Raw genomic sequence first — 16,336 nt, forward strand, 5'->3', positions numbered from 1 at the left:
CCCAATTCCCAATTCCCAATTCCCAATTCCCAATTCCCAATTCCCAATCTAACTATTTAGATAAGTGTATCTTCTGAGGCTCTGCTCGTAGGTTTGCAGTAATCGCTGAGATTCTGCTAGGGTGATTCGCTTTTCTTCTAACGCTTTTTCGCAACGCTGGCGAATGTTTTCCACCATGTCTTCGGAGTCATACTGAACGTAGCTTACTACTTCGCTCATGGTGTCACCTTTAACAACGTGTTCAATCTGGTAGCCTTTGGGGGTTAATTGGATGTGAACGGCGTTAGTGTCGCCAAATAAGTTGTGCAAATTGCCCATGATTTCTTGGTAAGCTCCATTCAAGAACATCCCCAAATAATAGGGTTCTCCGGGCTTGTAGGTGTGCAACTCTAAAACAGATTTGACATCGCGCAGGTCAATAAAACGATCGATTTTACCATCACTATCACAGGTAAGGTCTGCTAAAATCCCTCGGCGGATTGGTTCTTCATCCAAGCGGTGGATTGGCATGATTGGGAATAGCTGGTCAATTGCCCAGCAATCTGGTGCTGATTGAAACACTGACATATTAACGTAGTAGATGGAAGCCATGATTTTTTCAAGGTCTTCTAGTTCATCAGGTACGTATTCTTGCTGCCTAGTGATGTTAAGTATTTTTTGGCAACAAGCCCAATATAGTCGTTCGGCCTTGGCTCGTTCTCTCAGGCGCAAAATTCCTAAGTTGAAGCGGCTGATGGCTTCTTCTTTGAATTGGGCAGCATCGTGGTAGAACTCTTGGTAGTTCTCTTGGTTGATGGATTGGTAAGTTTCCCAAAGGTAATTAATTATTGGCGATTCTCCCTCTTGTGGAGGTTCTGGTGAATCGAGAGGGACATCGCTGGTACTAAGAACATCAAAAATCAGCACCGACTGATGGGAAGCGATCGCTCGTCCACTTTCGCTAATCAGTGTTGGTACGGCAATCTGCCGCTCTGCACAGGTATCTTTTAACTCTGCCACGATATCGTTAGCATAGTTTTGCATGTTGTAATTTTTCGATGCATAAAAGTTGGTTTGGGAGCCATCATAATCTACGCCCAAGCCGCCACCAACATCAAGGTATTTCATATCCGCTCCCAGCATTGCCAATTCCACATAAATGCGGCTGGCTTCTTGGATGGCATCTTTAATCACATTAATGGCAGAGATTTGTGAGCCGATGTGGAAGTGCATCAGCTGCAAAGAATCGAGCAGGTTAGCATCCCGTAACTTGTCAACAGCCTCGATCACTTCAGGCATTGTCAAACCAAATTTAGCGCGATCGCCACTAGAGGTTCCCCAACGTCCCATACCTTGGGTACTGAGTTTGGCACGAACCCCTAATATCGGTTTAATACCTAACTGGCGATTGGCATCAATCACCAAATCAACCTCTTCAATCTGTTCTATGACGATGATTGGTGTTTGCCCTAGCCTTTGGGCTAACATTGCCGTTTCGATATATTCTCGGTCTTTGTAGCCATTGCAAACTAACAACGCTCCTGGTGTATCGAGGACAGCCAGAGCAATCATTAATTCTGGCTTGGAACCAGCTTCTAAACCAAATTGATGGGGTTTGCCAAATTTGACTAAATCCTCAATCAAATGCCGTTCTTGGTTGCACTTGACAGGAAACACGCCACGGTAGACACCAGGGTAGTTGTAGCGAGCGATCGCTTTGGCAAAACAAGCATTCAACCGCTCAATCCGGTCTTCCAAAATATCGGAAAAGCGAATCAACATAGGAAGTCCCAAGTTACGTTGTTTCATGGCGTTGACCAATTCAAACAAGTCAAGAGATCCCCCGCGATCGCCCTTTGGTGACACGGTGACATGACCAGCAGCGCTAATGGAAAAATAGGGTTGTCCCCAACCTTCAATACGGTACAACGCTTCGCTATCCTCAATTTTCCAGGAGCGAGGTAAAGTTCCTGCGGGAGTACTAGGTGGTAAAAGTTTCTTTTGTTTATGATTTTTCACTTCAGATTTTTGTCCATTGGACGGTACTTGTACCACCTCGTCAGGTGTAGCAGTTGACTCAGCACCCATTTCTTCCTAACCTCTGTTTTTCGCCCACGACTTAACAATTTAACGCATTCATTTGGGAACGTATATGCACCCAGGGATAATTTCTGAGATAAACTCTGATTGGTCATTAGTCATTAGTCATTGGTCATTGGTCATTGGTCATTGGTCATTGGTCATTAGTGCAAAATCCTTAGACTCAGGACAAATGACAATTGACAATTGACAAAATAAAAACTTTATTAAGCTTTGGGAGATCGTAATGGAACGTACATTCTTAGCAATTAAGCCTGACGGAGTACAACGGGGATTAGTGGGGGAAATTATCCGTCGCTTTGAAACTAAAGGTTTTACCCTAGTTGGTTTAAAGTTCTTGAAAGTCAGTAAGGAACTGGCTGAACAACACTATGGTGTTCACCGGCAACGTCCCTTTTTTGCCAGTCTAGTGGAATTTATCACTTCTAGCCCAGTGGTGGCGATGGTATGGGAAGGTGATGGCGTTGTTGCATCTGCCAGAAAGATTATTGGTGCGACGAACCCCTTAACAGCAGAGCCGGGAACAATTCGCGGTGATTTTGGCATAAATATTGGTCGCAACCTGATCCACGGTTCTGATGCTCCAGAAACCGCGAAGCAGGAAATAGCCCTATGGTTTAAAGATGAAGAATTAGTCAGTTGGCAACCACACATAACACCTTGGTTGCACGAGTAAAATATTAGGGGATTGGGGATTGGGGATTAGGAATTGGGAATTGGGAATTGAGAATTGGGAATTGGGTATGGATCAATAAATCAATAGTTCTTCCCCTGCTCCCTGCTCCCTGCTCCCTGCTCCCTGCTCCCTGCTCCCTGCTCCCTGCTCCCTGCCCCCTGCCCCCTGCTCTTGTTACTTAGATACTTCGCTCTTTTCTGGTTCTAATTGGGGCACTTCAGCGCTAACACGCTTGGAAAATCCCCAACCTAAAATCAGGAAGATAGCAGTAATCATGATCCATTCAGGTGGAACTAAATTATCGTTCACCACTTTTAAAAATAAGCGCAAGCCCACAAAAGCTACAGTTACATAGCCTGCGTCTTCTAAGTTTTCGTATTCGTCTAGCCAACGGATAAACAATCCCGCCATGAATCGCAGCGTGATAATACCAATTGTTGCACCCGTCAGCACAAGCCATTTTTCTTGAGAAACTGCGATCGCAGTTGTCACGCTATCCAAAGAAAATGCCAAATCTGTAAATGCAATCACAGGTATGGCTTGCAACAATGAATTAAAACGCGGCCCGTGATGGTGATCGTCCTTAGATTCTTCCGAGGTAAAGTGTTGAAATACCAACCACAGCAGATAAGCAGCGCCCAATAATTCAAATTGCCAGAATTGTTGTACCCAAGTGGCAGTGAGAATCAGGGAGATTCGCAGTACATAAGCAACGACTAAACCAAAGTTTAAAGCTCTACGCTCAAGTTCTTTGTCTTCCAGCCCGCGAGCAATCGCAGCCAGAGCGATCGCATTGTCGGCAGATAACAGCGCCTCTAAAAGCACCAGGATCAGCAGAACTATAAGGGCTTCAAGGCTGAAATGAAAGTCGAGGTAATCAAAAATTCGGTCTAGCATTCCGGGTTTCTCAAGCAGAAAAAATTAAAATTTGACAAGAACAGAGATTTGTATATTAAAAAGCGCAAAAAATTGTCTCTTTAATTCAGCTTAACGTGCTTATGGTGCATTTTAAAGAGGGTCGGATCGATGCTATCACAGTGGAATTAGGGTAATTTACGTATAAGCCAATACATCCGAAGTTTTAACATCTAGCTTAGTGCGATCGCAATAGTCCATGTTATGCAAAGCATTTCCGGTTCGTCTAGCCTCTTCATTAGAAGAAAGGTAGGTTACAAATATTAGACATTTTCAGAAATTAAATCCATAACTCTTGTAGAGAAGTAGCAGTGCTACGTCTTTATATTCCTTTTGACCAGATGCCTTTTTCTCGTAAGTAATTTTAGCAATAGTTGTAATTTCTTTTGACAATTGCATAAATTTTGAATTAGCCTCTGATAAATATATAGGCTTGCCTTTAACTTTACGGACTAAAATGCCTAGCTCATCTGCTAACTTCTGATGATGAGCGGAAGTTTCGCTTCACTATTTATACCTGTAGTTTCTATTGTCAAAAATCTTATTTTTAGGGATTGATTATGATTTCAATGGATGAACCATCCCTAGCTAATATTCTAGGATTTCTCGCATTGGCTAGTTATATAGCCACACTAATTCCCACGACTTTTAGAATTGTTCTTCCTCAAACTAAAGAGACTGGAATTCCCCAATTGCTACTAAAACACCGCCGGAACATTGGTCTTATAGCTTTCTTTTTAGCATTGGGTCATGGGTTCCTAATGGTTCAAAAGAGAAACTTTGATTTTTTTGACATCAATACATTTTGGATATATATCCAGGGTGTAAGCACTTTCATTATTTTTACACTCCTTTCTATAACTTCTAATAATTGGAGTGTAAAAAAGCTGAAAAAGAATTGGAAACAATTACATAAGCTTACTTATGTAGCTATGATCATTTTGATTTGGCATATCTGGGATAAAATGTCAGATCATTGGACATATTTAACACCAATTAGCCTTGTTGCTACTATCCTAATCACGGTTTTGTTTATCATCCGGCTTCGGATTGAACATCAGGATAAGCAACAAAGAAACGCCAAGAAATTAACTCAGCCAGATTTAGCAGGACAAAACAACAGATAGTTCCATTATTACAACATGGCAGAAGTAAATAATGAATTGAAAAAGCTAAAACAGGCTTCAATTTCTTCTGCCTGCTGTTTTCTCATACTATTTGTCGCTTAAATTGTGTCAATGGAGAGTCCCTCTGTGGTGTCAAATCCAATTATTAATAAAATTACAGCAGTAGTGGCAATTACGTCTACAGCAACCTTGGCTGGGTTTAGCTCTTATCGTTTACTATTACCATTCCAGATGGCCACGCCTGGGGCTATGTCCTTGCCAATGATTCAACCTTATCAAACCCTCAAAGGGCATTCAGTCTGGATTTATGCGATCGCTATCAGTCCAGATGGTAATACTTTGGCTAGTGGTAGCTATGATGGCACAATCAAGATTTGGAATTTACCCACTGGTAAGTTACTCCACACTTTTAAAGGTCATGCTGATGCAGTTGTATCCTTAGCAATTAGCAGCGATCGCCGTGTACTCGCTAGTGGCAGTTGGGATAATCGAATTAAACTGTGGAATCTGGAAACAGGAACTCTCATCCGTACCCTTGAAGGGCATAAAGACGATGTAGAAGCGATCGCTATAAGTCCCAACGGAAAATCACTTGCTAGTAGCAGTGCTGACAATACGATTAAGCTCTGGAATTTAGACACAGGCAAAGAACTCTTTACACTCCAGAATGTGGGCTGGGTAAAGTCTGTTGCTTTTAGCCCCGATAGCCAGAAGTTAGCCAGTGGTGGCAGAGATAACTCCATCAGAATTTGGCAGCTAAATACTGGCAATGCGGCACTAATACAGACTCTTACAGGGCATTCCCAAGGAGTATCTTCTGTTGCCTTCAGCCCTGATGGACAAACCCTCGCCAGTGGCAGTATGGATAAAACCATCAAACTGTGGGGGCTAGGCGATGGCAAATTGTTGCACACTTTAGCAGGTCATTCTCAATCTGTATGGTCTGTTGCCTTTAGTCCTAATGGACAAACCTTAGCCAGTGGTAGTTATGACAGAACAATCAAGCTCTGGGATTTACCTAGTGGCAAACTCTTTGCCAACTTTGCAGGACATAGCAAATCTGTATGGTCTGTAGCCTTCAGTCCTAACGGGAAAACCCTAGTAAGTGGCAGTAGTGACGAAACCATCAAACTTTGGTCTGTACCTAGCGATACCACTAAAGTTTCCAGGTTGGACTTCGGGAAAAACTCGTCTACGTAAAAACCGCTTTTTTATTTAGAAAAATCTGCCAGCTTTTCCGTAATCTTCAAACTGTAATCAGTAGATATATGTGTGACCAACACATACTAATTTCACTAAATTCACAAAAGGAATCTATTATGAATAAAGAGCGTCCTTCTCGCCAAGAATGCCAAGAACTTGGCCCTGAAAACAACAAACAACGTCGGAGATCATCTCGATCAATTCGTCGTGAAGCAGCACAAATTGCCTTTAATCGTGGTGCAGCCGATCATGTTTGCAATGGTGAACAACAAGACTATCGCGGCGCAGATGGAAATCCTAATTATATTGCCAATTTCTCTAAAGGTTTGCCTCATAATGAACTTGGAGAAGTTAAGCCAGAAGCTTACAAATCTCTACTCAAAGCCCTTGAAAGCGGCAAACCGGGTGACTTTGAAGCTATTAAGCTAGGTCTTGGTCACAAATCGACCAATCCTCAAGCAGGTTTAGGTTTTGATTTAGAAGGCCCCGACGGACATGCATTAGCTATTCCTCCAGCACCTCGTATCGACTCAGCCGAAAACTCTGGGGAAATGGTGGAACTTTACTGGATGGCACTGTTGCGAGATATCAATTTCACTGATTACACAAATAATCCTTTGATAGCGGAAGCGGCAGCAGATTTGTCCAAATTGTCTGACTTTCGCGGGGCAAAAGTTGGTGGATGTGTCACACCAGCTACCATTTTCCGAGGTATTCATGCAGGTGACTTAGTAGGCCCTTATATCTCCCAGTTCTTGCTCAAGGATATTCCTTACGGTTCCCTAACGATTTCTCAAAAGCAAAAAACTGTACAGTCAAATATCAATTATTTGACTGATTACGAAAGTTGGTTGAATATCCAAAATGGTGGCAAAGCCAAAGAAGATGCTTTTGATAGCACACCCCGCCATATCCGTAATCTGCGAGATATCGGTGAATATGTCCACGTTGATGCTCTCTACGAAGCTTACCTCAACGCCTGTTTGATTCTATTAGACCCGAAAGCGAAAGCTCCTGTAGATGAAGGAAACCCTTACAAAAATTCTAAAACTCAAATGGGGTTTGGGACTTTTGGCGATCCTCATGTTCTTAGTTTGGTGACTGAGGTAGCAACCAGAGCGCTAAAAGCTGTATGGTTCCAAAAGTGGTATGTACATCGCCGCCTACGTCCTGAAGCATTTGGTGGACTAATTCATAATCAACTGACTGGCCAAGCAAAATATCCAATTAATGATGAAGTTTTCCGCAGCAGCGCCCTCGAAAAAGTTCACAGCCGCTACGGTACTTATTTGTTACCAATAGCATTCCCAGAAGGTTCTCCCACCCACCCCGCCTACGGTGCTGGACACGCTACTGTTGCGGGTGCTTGCGTTACTATTCTAAAAGCTTGGTTTGATGAGTCTTGGGTGATTCCTAAACCAGTAGTTCCTAATGCTGAAGGTACGGAACTAGTTAAATATGATGGCGCTGATGTAGGCCAAATGACGGTTGGTGGAGAGTTAAATAAGGTTGCTGCCAATATTTCCATCGCTCGTAATGGTGCTGGTGTTCACTGGCGCAGTGATTACACGGAGTCTGTGAAACTGGGTGAGCAGATAGCAATTGGCCTGCTGCAAGAACAGTCACTTACCTATAACGAAGACTTTTTCTTTAATCTGACTAAATTTGATGGTCAGAAAATCAAAATTTCTCGTGATGAAGTGAAACACCTTATGGAAGAAAAGGACGATTAGTCATTAGTGACTATAGGCTTCTTAAGCTGTGACGCATTCAAACTGTGTATTAGACATATCCAGAAATTAATCTTGTTTTGTCACTTTTGGAAAACAATAATCGAAGCCAGATTCCGAAAAGTTGATTCAATCAAAATTCCAGGCTTTATTTTCTAATAGTAAATAAAAAATCTACCTAAAAAATAGAAAGTCAAGCTCCGAAAAGCTTTTAGGGTTTGAATTATACCAGAGTGACAAGACAGGATTAATGATGCGTTATTTAAAACCTTTGTAGAGACATCTAAGTATTATTGTAATTCTGATTGGGCGAACTTCTGATTTTTTACAAACTTTTGTACTTGTGTCATCATTGTAATTGTCTCCCAGAATGGGGTTTTACAGAAAGGCGATGTCTACGACGGGCTATAAGCCTACGCAGATTCTTGGCAGAGGGCGATCGCCTTTCTTATTTGTGCATTAAAGTATAATTTAATACATCTAAAGCTCTGAATTAAGAATAAATTAAAAATCAAAAGTATTTATTTGTAGCTACAATTATTTTTCTACTGTCGTTATTTAGCATCTAGAATTAAAATATGAGAACAAAAATATCGTAATAATTTATGAATATTTCTTTATGAATGACACACTTCTACAACGCATCACTCATAATCCAAATATCTGCCACGGTAAACCCTGCATTCGAGGACTTCGTTATCCAGTTGAGTTTATTTTGGAACTGCTCAGTTCTGGCATGACTACTGAGGAAATATTGGCAGATTATGACGATTTAGAATCTAAAGATGTTTTGGCTGTCTTGTTGTTTGCCGCTCGACTCAGCCAAGTCAAAAGCATTCATCGAATCGCCTCATGAAATTTCTTGTCGATGCTCAGTTAGCAGTTCGTCTTGCCCGTTTTCTCAAAACTTCAGGTTATGACAACCATAAAGATGATTATTTGATATTTTATCGCCCAATTGCAGATGGGATTGAAGTTGTACGGATAGTGACTGGCTATCGTGATTTAGAGACGCTGTTTTTAGATAATGATTTAAGTTAATAATTTTCACTCTATTAAAAAACAAATCTTCTTACAGTAGGCTTTAGCTTCCCGTTCTAGATAATCAATTTCTGTTTTCCATCGCTCAAGCTTGTTTTCTCGCTCTCGTAATTTCTTTGCTGTAGGGTTTCTGGAAGGCTGGGTATTTGGATTAGGCAGAATTCCATAATTTTTAAGCCAAGTGGGGGTAAATTCCTGCACCTGCCAAAGAAAGACATGATCGTGCTTATCGCCACCCAGACAGCGAATCCGTTTGACTGAAAGTGTTGATTCACCAAAAAGGATTTGCTCATTTGTGGAATTTTTCGGAAACAGGCGCGTCTCACCACCTCTTCCACGAAAGAACTCGACTACAAACCACTCACCAAAATCGAATATACACACCTCTGTCGGGTCGCTACCATCATCCTCTAATAAATCAACATCACCTTGGATTTGATACCCTATGGCAATTTGTGATGTCTTGGGTAACAAGATACGAAGTCGTTCAAAGCGGTTACTGTAATTAGCCCAAAAATCCCTGCGACTACATAGCCGATTTGACTCGAAGTTTTCTAAATCCAGCTTGTTCAATATGAGATTTACTAACTTTTGGAAATCACCATAATTGATACCTCCAATCCAATCTCGAAGTCTTTGCCTTGCTGGATCTGAAAGTTTATACCAATTTTCACCATTTCTATAGTTATGTCTCAACCAATCAACCAGTAAAGAATGATTGTTTGCTATATCATTGGAAACATTAGTTAGTAAATGATTAACAGCTTTTATTTGCTGACTATCTGACATTTCGTCCAAACAACTTAACAACCATTTTACTTGCTGCCGATTTGGGGAACAAATTGTAGTAAAACAGGGAGTTATTTCTTCTATAAATCTGCTGAATATTGGAATCCAAATAGGTAAATCTTCTTTGATTATGTTTAGCAATTCAGTTCTATTAATACGCTGTTCACAAGCAATTTTTGCTAATTCTATACCTGCTTGTGTACTGCGAAACGCCAGAATAATTTGAACTGGTAGCAGGTGACTAACTAAGTCAGAATGAGCAAAGATATCAAAAGATTCAACTAAAGACTTTGCTAACGCCTGTTCTTGCTGATCGCCATAATAAAGAGCTAAACGCCACAATAGCTGATGTTGTAGCCATGAGTTATAAATTGCTACCTTCCAAATGGCTGCTGATGTTTTCCTGGATCGGTCAATATTTTGCTGATCCCACTGTGCTTTAGTATGAATGCAATAAACCCAGTCCAACTTACTTACTTGATCAGCTTTACCCTGTTCAATAGCTTCCAATATTTTATCAACACTTGGTATTGATATTGTTGCATCTGGTAAGTTACTTGCAAGCTGAATAAGTTGATTAGGACTACACTTGGGAATTTCAGGTAGGGAAGGAATAGAAAACTTAGAATTCAAAGTTTTAGCTCCTTTAAAGAGAGGTGTTGCTGATATTTTTCTTTAACTCATCACTGCGAAACTGAAAGCGAAAAACTACCTTGCGATCGCCTGGATTATCACGTTTTTTGTCAGATTCAATTTCTCCACGACCAGCAGCTAAGATTTTCTGGCTTAAAGGTGCTTTGGTAGAGAAATTCATATCATAAAAAATGTAGTTGTAAACTGATGATGATCGCAACAAGCTTAGTTGTAAATTAGTTTTATCGTCTCCATCTGAGCTAGTGTGACCTTCTATAACTACGCGGCTAATTTCCTGCTCAAATTCTGGTTTTGAGAAAATAACCCCACTGTAAACAGGGATAAAGCGGCGTAGAAAAGCTTTACCTTCTGGTTTAAGTTCTGTACTTCCCTTAGCAAAAAGAATTGATTCTTGGATACTGACATCCCCAGTTTCTGGGTTGACTTTAACATTGATATTGTTGCTTTTCATCTGTCCCACAACGTTACCAATTACTACCCGTTTCGGTACATCCTTTTGTGCAAGCTGGAGTAGGGCAGTGATAAATAGCAAAGCAAAAAACATTAGTAACCCAGACATCAGATCGCCAATAGACAGATAGATACTAGAGTCATCATCCTCTATAATCTCTGCATCAATTCCACCTCTGATAAAATCATCCATGATTGCTTACACCATTACCAAATTGGCGGTTATCATGTGCAGCAACTAAAACTCTTGCTGTCTCTAGCAAACCTCCGCAAACTCTAGCCATAGAAGTATCTGCTTGTTGGAAAAAGCTTTCCTGTAAGTCAACAGTCCTTTGCATAGAACTTTCAAGGTGACTCTGCCAAGACTCAAGACTATTGTGAAATGTTTTATTCAAACTTATGTATGAATTATCTACTATTTGCACTTGCTGTCCAATTCCGCTTGCAAGCTTTTCTAGTTGAATTAGTCGTTGTGCATCGTTTAATCCAGCCGCAATAACTAATTTGTTAATTTGTTCGACAGATACCTGAATTTTAGTCATGCTTTCGTCTACTTCTTGAGTCAATTTACTACGTCTTTCAAATTCCTCTCGGAAGACTTGATCAAGATTGTTCACAATCCCCGATAATCCATCTCGTTGTTTGCCTAGCGTCCCCTCAAGTAAGTTGTTTTGTTGTTGAAAGAATGTCTGTAAATTTGTTTGATATTCTTCCCTAAACCTTGTCAAATCATCTTCTACTGTATGGCGAGTCGCTGTGAGTGTCGCATCAATATTTACTAAAGTAGCCAGAAGATTATCCTTCGCATCATTCATCAACCCAGAAGCTTGATTACCCACTGTTTGTAGAGTATTAGTTTGCTCATGAAAGGTTCTATTTGCTTGGGTGAGAATTTGGATAATTCCAGTCTGAGTAGCTTTAAGCATCTGCTGTTCTACTGCTGCGCGTTCTTGTAGCGCTGTTTGAAGTTCCTCTCGAATTCCCCGGAAGGTAGCAGCAGCTTGTACTGCACTTGCTTCAAATGCACTTCGCTGGGCTGTCATTCCTTCGATACTTTGAGCTACACCTCGATTAATTTCGTGAGATGTTTGTTGTATAACTCCTGTAGTTTCAGTTTGGAATTGACTCAAAGTTTGTCCCATATTGTTAGCAAATCCTTGAAGCATCTGCTGTTCTACTATTGCCCGTTCTTGTAGCGCTGTCTGAAGTTCCTCTCGAATTCCTCGGAAGGTAGCAGCAGCTTGCACTGCACTTGTTTCAAAAGCACTTCGCTGGGCTGTCATTCCCTGGATACTTTGGTTGACGGCTCTATTAATTTCGTCGGCTGTTTGTTGTAAAACACCTTTTGTATCTGTTTGAAATTGATTGAGAGTGTCTCCCAAATTCTTAGCAAATCCTTGGAGTTCTAACAAAGTCTCTTTTTGAAATTTCTCAATTGTCAGGATGGAATTTGCCAAACTTTGAGAGATACCACCGAGTTCCTTATGCAGGGTCAACACTGCGGTGGAAGCTTGTTGGGTTAACTCTGCACTTTTATCTAGTCGATCTGCAATCGGTTCGAGTACCTGAACTCGCATATCCTTAATGAGTTCTTCTAAAACCCTCTGTCCCTGATTTTCTTGGAGTTCTCGAAGTTGTTGCTGCTCTTTGAAAATTGCTCGCAGCGCTGGTAAAATAGCAGTTTGAACTTGCTCTCCTACAGATTGACCAATAGCATGGGCTGACAATTGGTTTAAGCCTGCGAATTGTTCTACAATACTCCTACCTACAGCTTGACCAATGCCTTCTGCATTTAGCTGCTTTAACCCAGTCAAGTTTTTTGCTACAAGACTAAGTGCTTCAGCTACTTCACGGTTGTCGTTCTCTGCGGTTTTTAAAGTTGCGATCGCCTTCAATTTCTGACGCAAACTATCACGCCGTTTCTGCCGTAGCGAATCACACCCAAACAAAACTAGAGTAAACAAGCTACCACAACCAAGCCCCATCAGAGAAGTGGAAAAGGCTGTTTTCATTCCTACCAGTAGTTCTTTGCTGGCAGCCATGAGTTCTTTCGTATCTTCTGTAGATAAATTGATTCCTTGGAGTCCCTGTTGTATACCATAAAAGGTTCCTAAAACGCCGATGGCAGTACACAAGGTTGTCACGAAGCGTAGGGAACTACGAGGTATGGCGTGGGCTAAGATAGATGGATACTTTATGAGTATGAAATTACCATCTTTTTGCCTGAATCTACTAGAGTCATCAGTTCCTAAATGATCTTTTAACCATTGGCGAACTTCATTTGAAAGCTTTACATTTTTACCATTTTTCAAATTACTCAAAAATTTAATAGAGGCTCCAGTTGTGCCACACTCTGAGCGCCAATACTGCAATAATGTGAAAAACTCGACAATAATTGCAACTACTAATACAAAAGCAATTGTCCAATGAAAAGGTTCGTTATCCCAAATAATGTTCCAAACTTTTGCTATTTCCACACTGCACCCCTCTTATTTCTCTTGGTTATATCTTTTTGAATTTCTCTAATTCTTTGTCCGCAAAAACATCTTGAGCTATCCGCATTGGAAGATGTTCTGCATAAAGGCGATTTCCTATAGCTTGTCGGAGACATAAGCTGTAAAGTGCTTCACCTTCTGATTCTTTATCCTCAATCAAATAAACCTGTTCTGGTGCATAGTTTCGCAACAAACGCACTTGCAAACAGGTTTTTAAATCCCGTAAAGAAATAGATAGGGGTGAATCTTCTCCAAATAATTCACTAGCCACTTTCCAAGCGTGGTTAACTGCCACAATCTCGTTAACCAATTTCTCCACTGAGGGGTACAATAATTTTGCAGTTTCACTAATCAATGCTTTTGACCTACCTGCTTAAGCTTCAATAGGTCTATGTTTCCCAAAATGGAAACTTATTTAACTTTTTTGCTAAAGTTATATTGATAAAAGTAATTTTTGATGCCAAATTGCTCTTTGGACGTTGAAAAAGTGCATAAATTAACCTTTTCGCAACGCCATTCCTATTTAATAGACGATGCGTTAATAACGCACCCTACAAATTGATAAATTCTTACTGGTATTTCGCTAAATATGCTAAATGAAACCAACGAATGAACAAGCAATTGAATTATTTAAAATGTGTCAGGATTTAACTCAGATTTACCTACCAATTTACTTGGTGAGATTAGATTAACGGACAACACGCATTTACATTCTGGCTGAACAGAGCTTTGAAAGTAGAAATATTGCCAAATGGGAGGGTAAGATATTTATGACTAAGGCAAATTTTCAAGGGATGACTAAACAAGAGTTGAGAGCTTATGTGTTGCAACATCGAGACGCTCAAGAAGCTTTTTATGCATTAACGGACAAACTTAGAAAAGAACCACTGCATTGAATGACTTTTCGCTTCATTTACCGTAGTAAACCCTAGCATTACGGTAGCCTATATTTCGCAGGTATTTATTCCATTCCTCAGCTTGAAATCGATTAGCGAAAGGCCCTACTGCTACGTGTGGCCCTCGTGGTTGCGCCCTTTCGGTAACTCCGCCAGATCGTCCTAAATCTTGACTAAATCGGGCTAGATTCTGCCTAACTTGTGAGCCGATCGCAGATAACTGTTCTTGAGTGGTAGGAATAGCGACATAATATCTAGAGGCTTGCTTAGGAGGATTTATATTACTGCGATAGCCTGCAAAGCTTCTATCACTTACATCTATCTCCTGTCCGTTAGCAAAGCTGAGAATCCGGGCGTTATATATGCCCCGTGACTGTAACTCATTTACCCGTTGTTGGGCGTTAGATACTCTGTTAAAAACACCTGACTGAATAACATTTCGTCCCTGGTACTGGCGAATGTAAGCACTGGGTTCAATTTGACGGATTGCTTGTAGCGTCTGAAAATCACTACTATCTACATAAACTAAGTAGCGCTCAAAGTTCTGGTCATATTGACTAAACTGTGAAGGCTGAAAATTCTGCTCAAACTGATTGTTTTGTACTGGTTGAGAAGGCTGAAAATCTTGCTCAAACTGATTATTTTGTAACGGTTGGGAAGGCTGAAAATCCTGCTCAAACTGATTACTTTGTGCTGGTTGTAACTGCGGTGATGGCTGTTGACCAAAGGGAATTGGCGGTGGCGGTAAAGTTTCACCTGTTTGAGCCAATAGCAGGTTATTGTGGATTTGTGCTTGTGCTGGGATAGAGTCGAGAATCAGCACTAACCATCCTCCCACTAGTAAGGGAAGAAGTTTGATAGTGAGTTTGCAACCTTCAGAACTTCGGCGCAGCATTTTAAATGGGATAAATTGACTTGGTATTCCTCTCAACATAGTACTTAGAAAGTAGTCAAAGTATTTTTAGATAATTTCCATCAGGAACTAATTAGTTCACCGTTGTAGCAACTATATAGCGTTAACGTAAAATTAGATCATCTCTATGGCAAAAAATACATCCTTCAGAGGGAATAGGGAACAGGGAACAGGGGAAACCCACGGCTTAAAAGTCGTGACTTAAAAACCGAAGTGCTTTGGTAGTAAGGCTTTCAAGAGTGTGTGCTACAATTGGACAACCACGCATATCGTGTCGTGCTTTGTATGAAAAAAGTCGTCGTTGGTCTTTCTGGTGGCGTTGACAGTTCCACCGCCGCAGCTATCCTGCACCATCAGGGCTATGAAGTGATTGGTTTGACTCTTTGGCTAATGAAAGGCAAAGGTCAATGTTGCTCTGAAGGTATGATCGACGCGGCTGATCTCTGTGAACAACTGGGTGTTCCCCATGAAGTCGTGGATATTCGGGATGTCTTTCAAACCCATATTATCGATTATTTAGTGACTGGTTACAGCGCTGGGATCACGCCTTTGCCTTGCTCTCAGTGCAATAAAACGGTAAAGTTTGGGCCAATGGTGCAGTATGCTCGTGAACAATTGGGTTGCGATCGCATTGCCACTGGTCATTATGCCCGAATTAGCTATGACGAAGCAACTGGACGTTACCAGTTATTAAGGGCTGTTGACCGCAACAAAGACCAGTCATACTTTCTCTATGATTTGTCTCAAGATTTACTTGCAGCAACTATATTTCCTTTGGGGGAACTAGAAAAAACCGATACGCGCCGCATTGCGGCTGAATACGGACTGAAAACTGCTGATAAGCCAGAAAGTCAAGACTTGTGCTTAGTGGAAAGTAATGGTTCCATGCGGGCATTTTTGGATAAATATTTAGCCCCCAAAACAGGCGATATTGTCGATACCACAGGCAAAATTTTGGGACAACATGATGGTGTTCATAACTACACCATTGGCCAGCGCAAAGGCTTGGGAATTGCTGCTGCCGAACCTCTGTATGTGATTGAATTAGATGCGGCAAATAATAAAGTGGTAGTAGGCGATCGCACCAAGGTAACTCAGCCAGAATGCACTGTAAATCGGGTAAACTGGGTTTCTATTGCTGAACCATCTACCCCAATTCGTGCCGAAGTGCAAATTCGCTATCGTTCAACGCCTACACCAGTGACGGTGATTCCGTTGGAAAACTCGCGCGTGCGTTTGGTGTTTGATGAACCCCAATTCAGCATCACTCCTGGACAAGCGGCGGTGTGGTATGACGGGGAAAAAGTGTTAGGTGGCGGAATAATTGAGCAGTTTAGTTAAAAACCATATTTTTCGTAAGGGCACAGC

At 41.2% G+C, this 16,336-nt stretch carries 17 protein-coding genes; 9 read left to right on the forward strand and 8 right to left on the reverse strand.

Annotation, left to right across the window (positions count from 1 at the left end; translation table 11 throughout):
* Window positions 1-48: 48 nt before the first annotated feature.
* Window positions 49-2,067 (reverse strand): biosynthetic arginine decarboxylase, encoded by a 2,019-nt coding sequence (gene speA, locus VB732_RS19880; protein ID WP_323232625.1) that lies wholly within the window; start codon window positions 2,065-2,067, stop codon window positions 49-51.
* 238 nt (window positions 2,068-2,305) lie between these two features.
* Here speA and ndk point away from each other — a divergent pair, with 238 nt between their 5' ends.
* The gene (ndk, locus tag VB732_RS19885) at window positions 2,306-2,755 is read left to right on the forward strand and encodes a nucleoside-diphosphate kinase (protein WP_323232626.1); all 450 of its coding nucleotides are present in this window, start codon (window positions 2,306-2,308) and stop codon (window positions 2,753-2,755) included.
* A gap of 174 nt (window positions 2,756-2,929) precedes the next feature.
* Here ndk and VB732_RS19890 read toward each other — a convergent pair whose 3' ends face one another.
* Window positions 2,930-3,652: a TerC family protein gene (locus VB732_RS19890; protein ID WP_323232627.1), complete on the reverse strand. Its 723-nt coding sequence runs from the start codon at window positions 3,650-3,652 to the stop codon at window positions 2,930-2,932.
* Between the two features lie 291 nt (window positions 3,653-3,943).
* Complete coding sequence (locus VB732_RS19895; protein ID WP_323232628.1) at window positions 3,944-4,069, reverse strand: hypothetical protein; 126 nt, start codon at window positions 4,067-4,069, stop codon at window positions 3,944-3,946.
* 161 nt (window positions 4,070-4,230) lie between these two features.
* Here VB732_RS19895 and VB732_RS19900 point away from each other — a divergent pair, with 161 nt between their 5' ends.
* The 5 genes from VB732_RS19900 (at window position 4,231) to VB732_RS19920 (ending at window position 8,771) form a co-directional block, all read left to right on the forward strand.
* Window positions 4,231-4,797: a ferric reductase-like transmembrane domain-containing protein gene (locus VB732_RS19900; protein WP_323232629.1), complete on the forward strand. Its 567-nt coding sequence runs from the start codon at window positions 4,231-4,233 to the stop codon at window positions 4,795-4,797.
* Window positions 4,798-4,923: 126 nt separating this feature from the next.
* Complete coding sequence (locus VB732_RS19905) at window positions 4,924-5,997, forward strand: WD40 repeat domain-containing protein (RefSeq protein WP_323232630.1); 1,074 nt, start codon at window positions 4,924-4,926, stop codon at window positions 5,995-5,997.
* A 119-nt stretch (window positions 5,998-6,116) separates the two neighbouring features.
* Window positions 6,117-7,733, forward strand: a complete 1,617-nt coding sequence (locus VB732_RS19910; protein WP_323232631.1) for a vanadium-dependent haloperoxidase — start codon at window positions 6,117-6,119, stop codon at window positions 7,731-7,733.
* Between the two features lie 616 nt (window positions 7,734-8,349).
* A complete protein-coding gene (locus tag VB732_RS19915; protein WP_323232632.1) occupies window positions 8,350-8,586 on the forward strand; it encodes a DUF433 domain-containing protein in 237 nt (78 codons plus the stop codon).
* Window positions 8,583-8,771 carry a hypothetical protein gene (locus tag VB732_RS19920; protein WP_323232633.1) on the forward strand — a complete coding sequence of 63 codons (189 nt, stop codon included), beginning with the start codon at window positions 8,583-8,585 and terminating at the stop codon, window positions 8,769-8,771. The genes VB732_RS19915 and VB732_RS19920 overlap by 4 nt, the downstream gene beginning before the upstream one ends.
* Window positions 8,772-8,777: 6 nt before the next feature.
* Here the strand turns inward: VB732_RS19920 and VB732_RS19925 are convergent, their stop codons facing one another.
* The 4 genes from VB732_RS19925 to VB732_RS19940 are packed head-to-tail and all read right to left on the reverse strand — an operon-like array spanning window position 8,778 to window position 13,478.
* Window positions 8,778-10,193: an EH signature domain-containing protein gene (locus tag VB732_RS19925; protein WP_323232634.1), complete on the reverse strand. Its 1,416-nt coding sequence runs from the start codon at window positions 10,191-10,193 to the stop codon at window positions 8,778-8,780.
* 13 nt (window positions 10,194-10,206) lie between these two features.
* Window positions 10,207-10,857: an OmpA family protein gene (locus VB732_RS19930; RefSeq protein ID WP_323232635.1), complete on the reverse strand. Its 651-nt coding sequence runs from the start codon at window positions 10,855-10,857 to the stop codon at window positions 10,207-10,209.
* The gene (locus tag VB732_RS19935) at window positions 10,850-13,141 is read right to left on the reverse strand and encodes a hypothetical protein (RefSeq protein WP_323232636.1); all 2,292 of its coding nucleotides are present in this window, start codon (window positions 13,139-13,141) and stop codon (window positions 10,850-10,852) included. The genes VB732_RS19930 and VB732_RS19935 overlap by 8 nt, the downstream gene beginning before the upstream one ends.
* A 25-nt stretch (window positions 13,142-13,166) precedes the next feature.
* Window positions 13,167-13,478, reverse strand: a complete 312-nt coding sequence (locus VB732_RS19940; protein ID WP_323232667.1) for a hypothetical protein — start codon at window positions 13,476-13,478, stop codon at window positions 13,167-13,169.
* Window positions 13,479-13,755: 277 nt separating this feature from the next.
* Here VB732_RS19940 and VB732_RS36000 point away from each other — a divergent pair, with 277 nt between their 5' ends.
* Entirely contained in the window at window positions 13,756-13,851 is a 96-nt protein-coding gene (locus tag VB732_RS36000; RefSeq protein WP_416235759.1) for a DUF6888 family protein, read from the forward strand.
* 78 nt (window positions 13,852-13,929) lie between these two features.
* Entirely contained in the window at window positions 13,930-14,055 is a 126-nt protein-coding gene (locus VB732_RS19945; protein WP_323232637.1) for a DUF6887 family protein, read from the forward strand.
* A gap of 13 nt (window positions 14,056-14,068) precedes the next feature.
* Here VB732_RS19945 and VB732_RS19950 read toward each other — a convergent pair whose 3' ends face one another.
* Window positions 14,069-14,950 (reverse strand): hypothetical protein, encoded by an 882-nt coding sequence (locus VB732_RS19950; RefSeq protein ID WP_323232638.1) that lies wholly within the window; start codon window positions 14,948-14,950, stop codon window positions 14,069-14,071.
* 303 nt (window positions 14,951-15,253) lie between these two features.
* Between VB732_RS19950 and mnmA the strand changes: the two genes are divergently transcribed.
* Window positions 15,254-16,309, forward strand: a complete 1,056-nt coding sequence (mnmA, locus tag VB732_RS19955) for a tRNA 2-thiouridine(34) synthase MnmA (RefSeq protein ID WP_323232639.1) — start codon at window positions 15,254-15,256, stop codon at window positions 16,307-16,309.
* The last annotated feature ends 27 nt before the right edge of the window (window positions 16,310-16,336 follow it).

The organism is Nostoc sp. UHCC 0252, from assembly GCF_034931145.1.
Lineage (GTDB): Bacteria > Cyanobacteriota > Cyanobacteriia > Cyanobacteriales > Nostocaceae > Nostoc.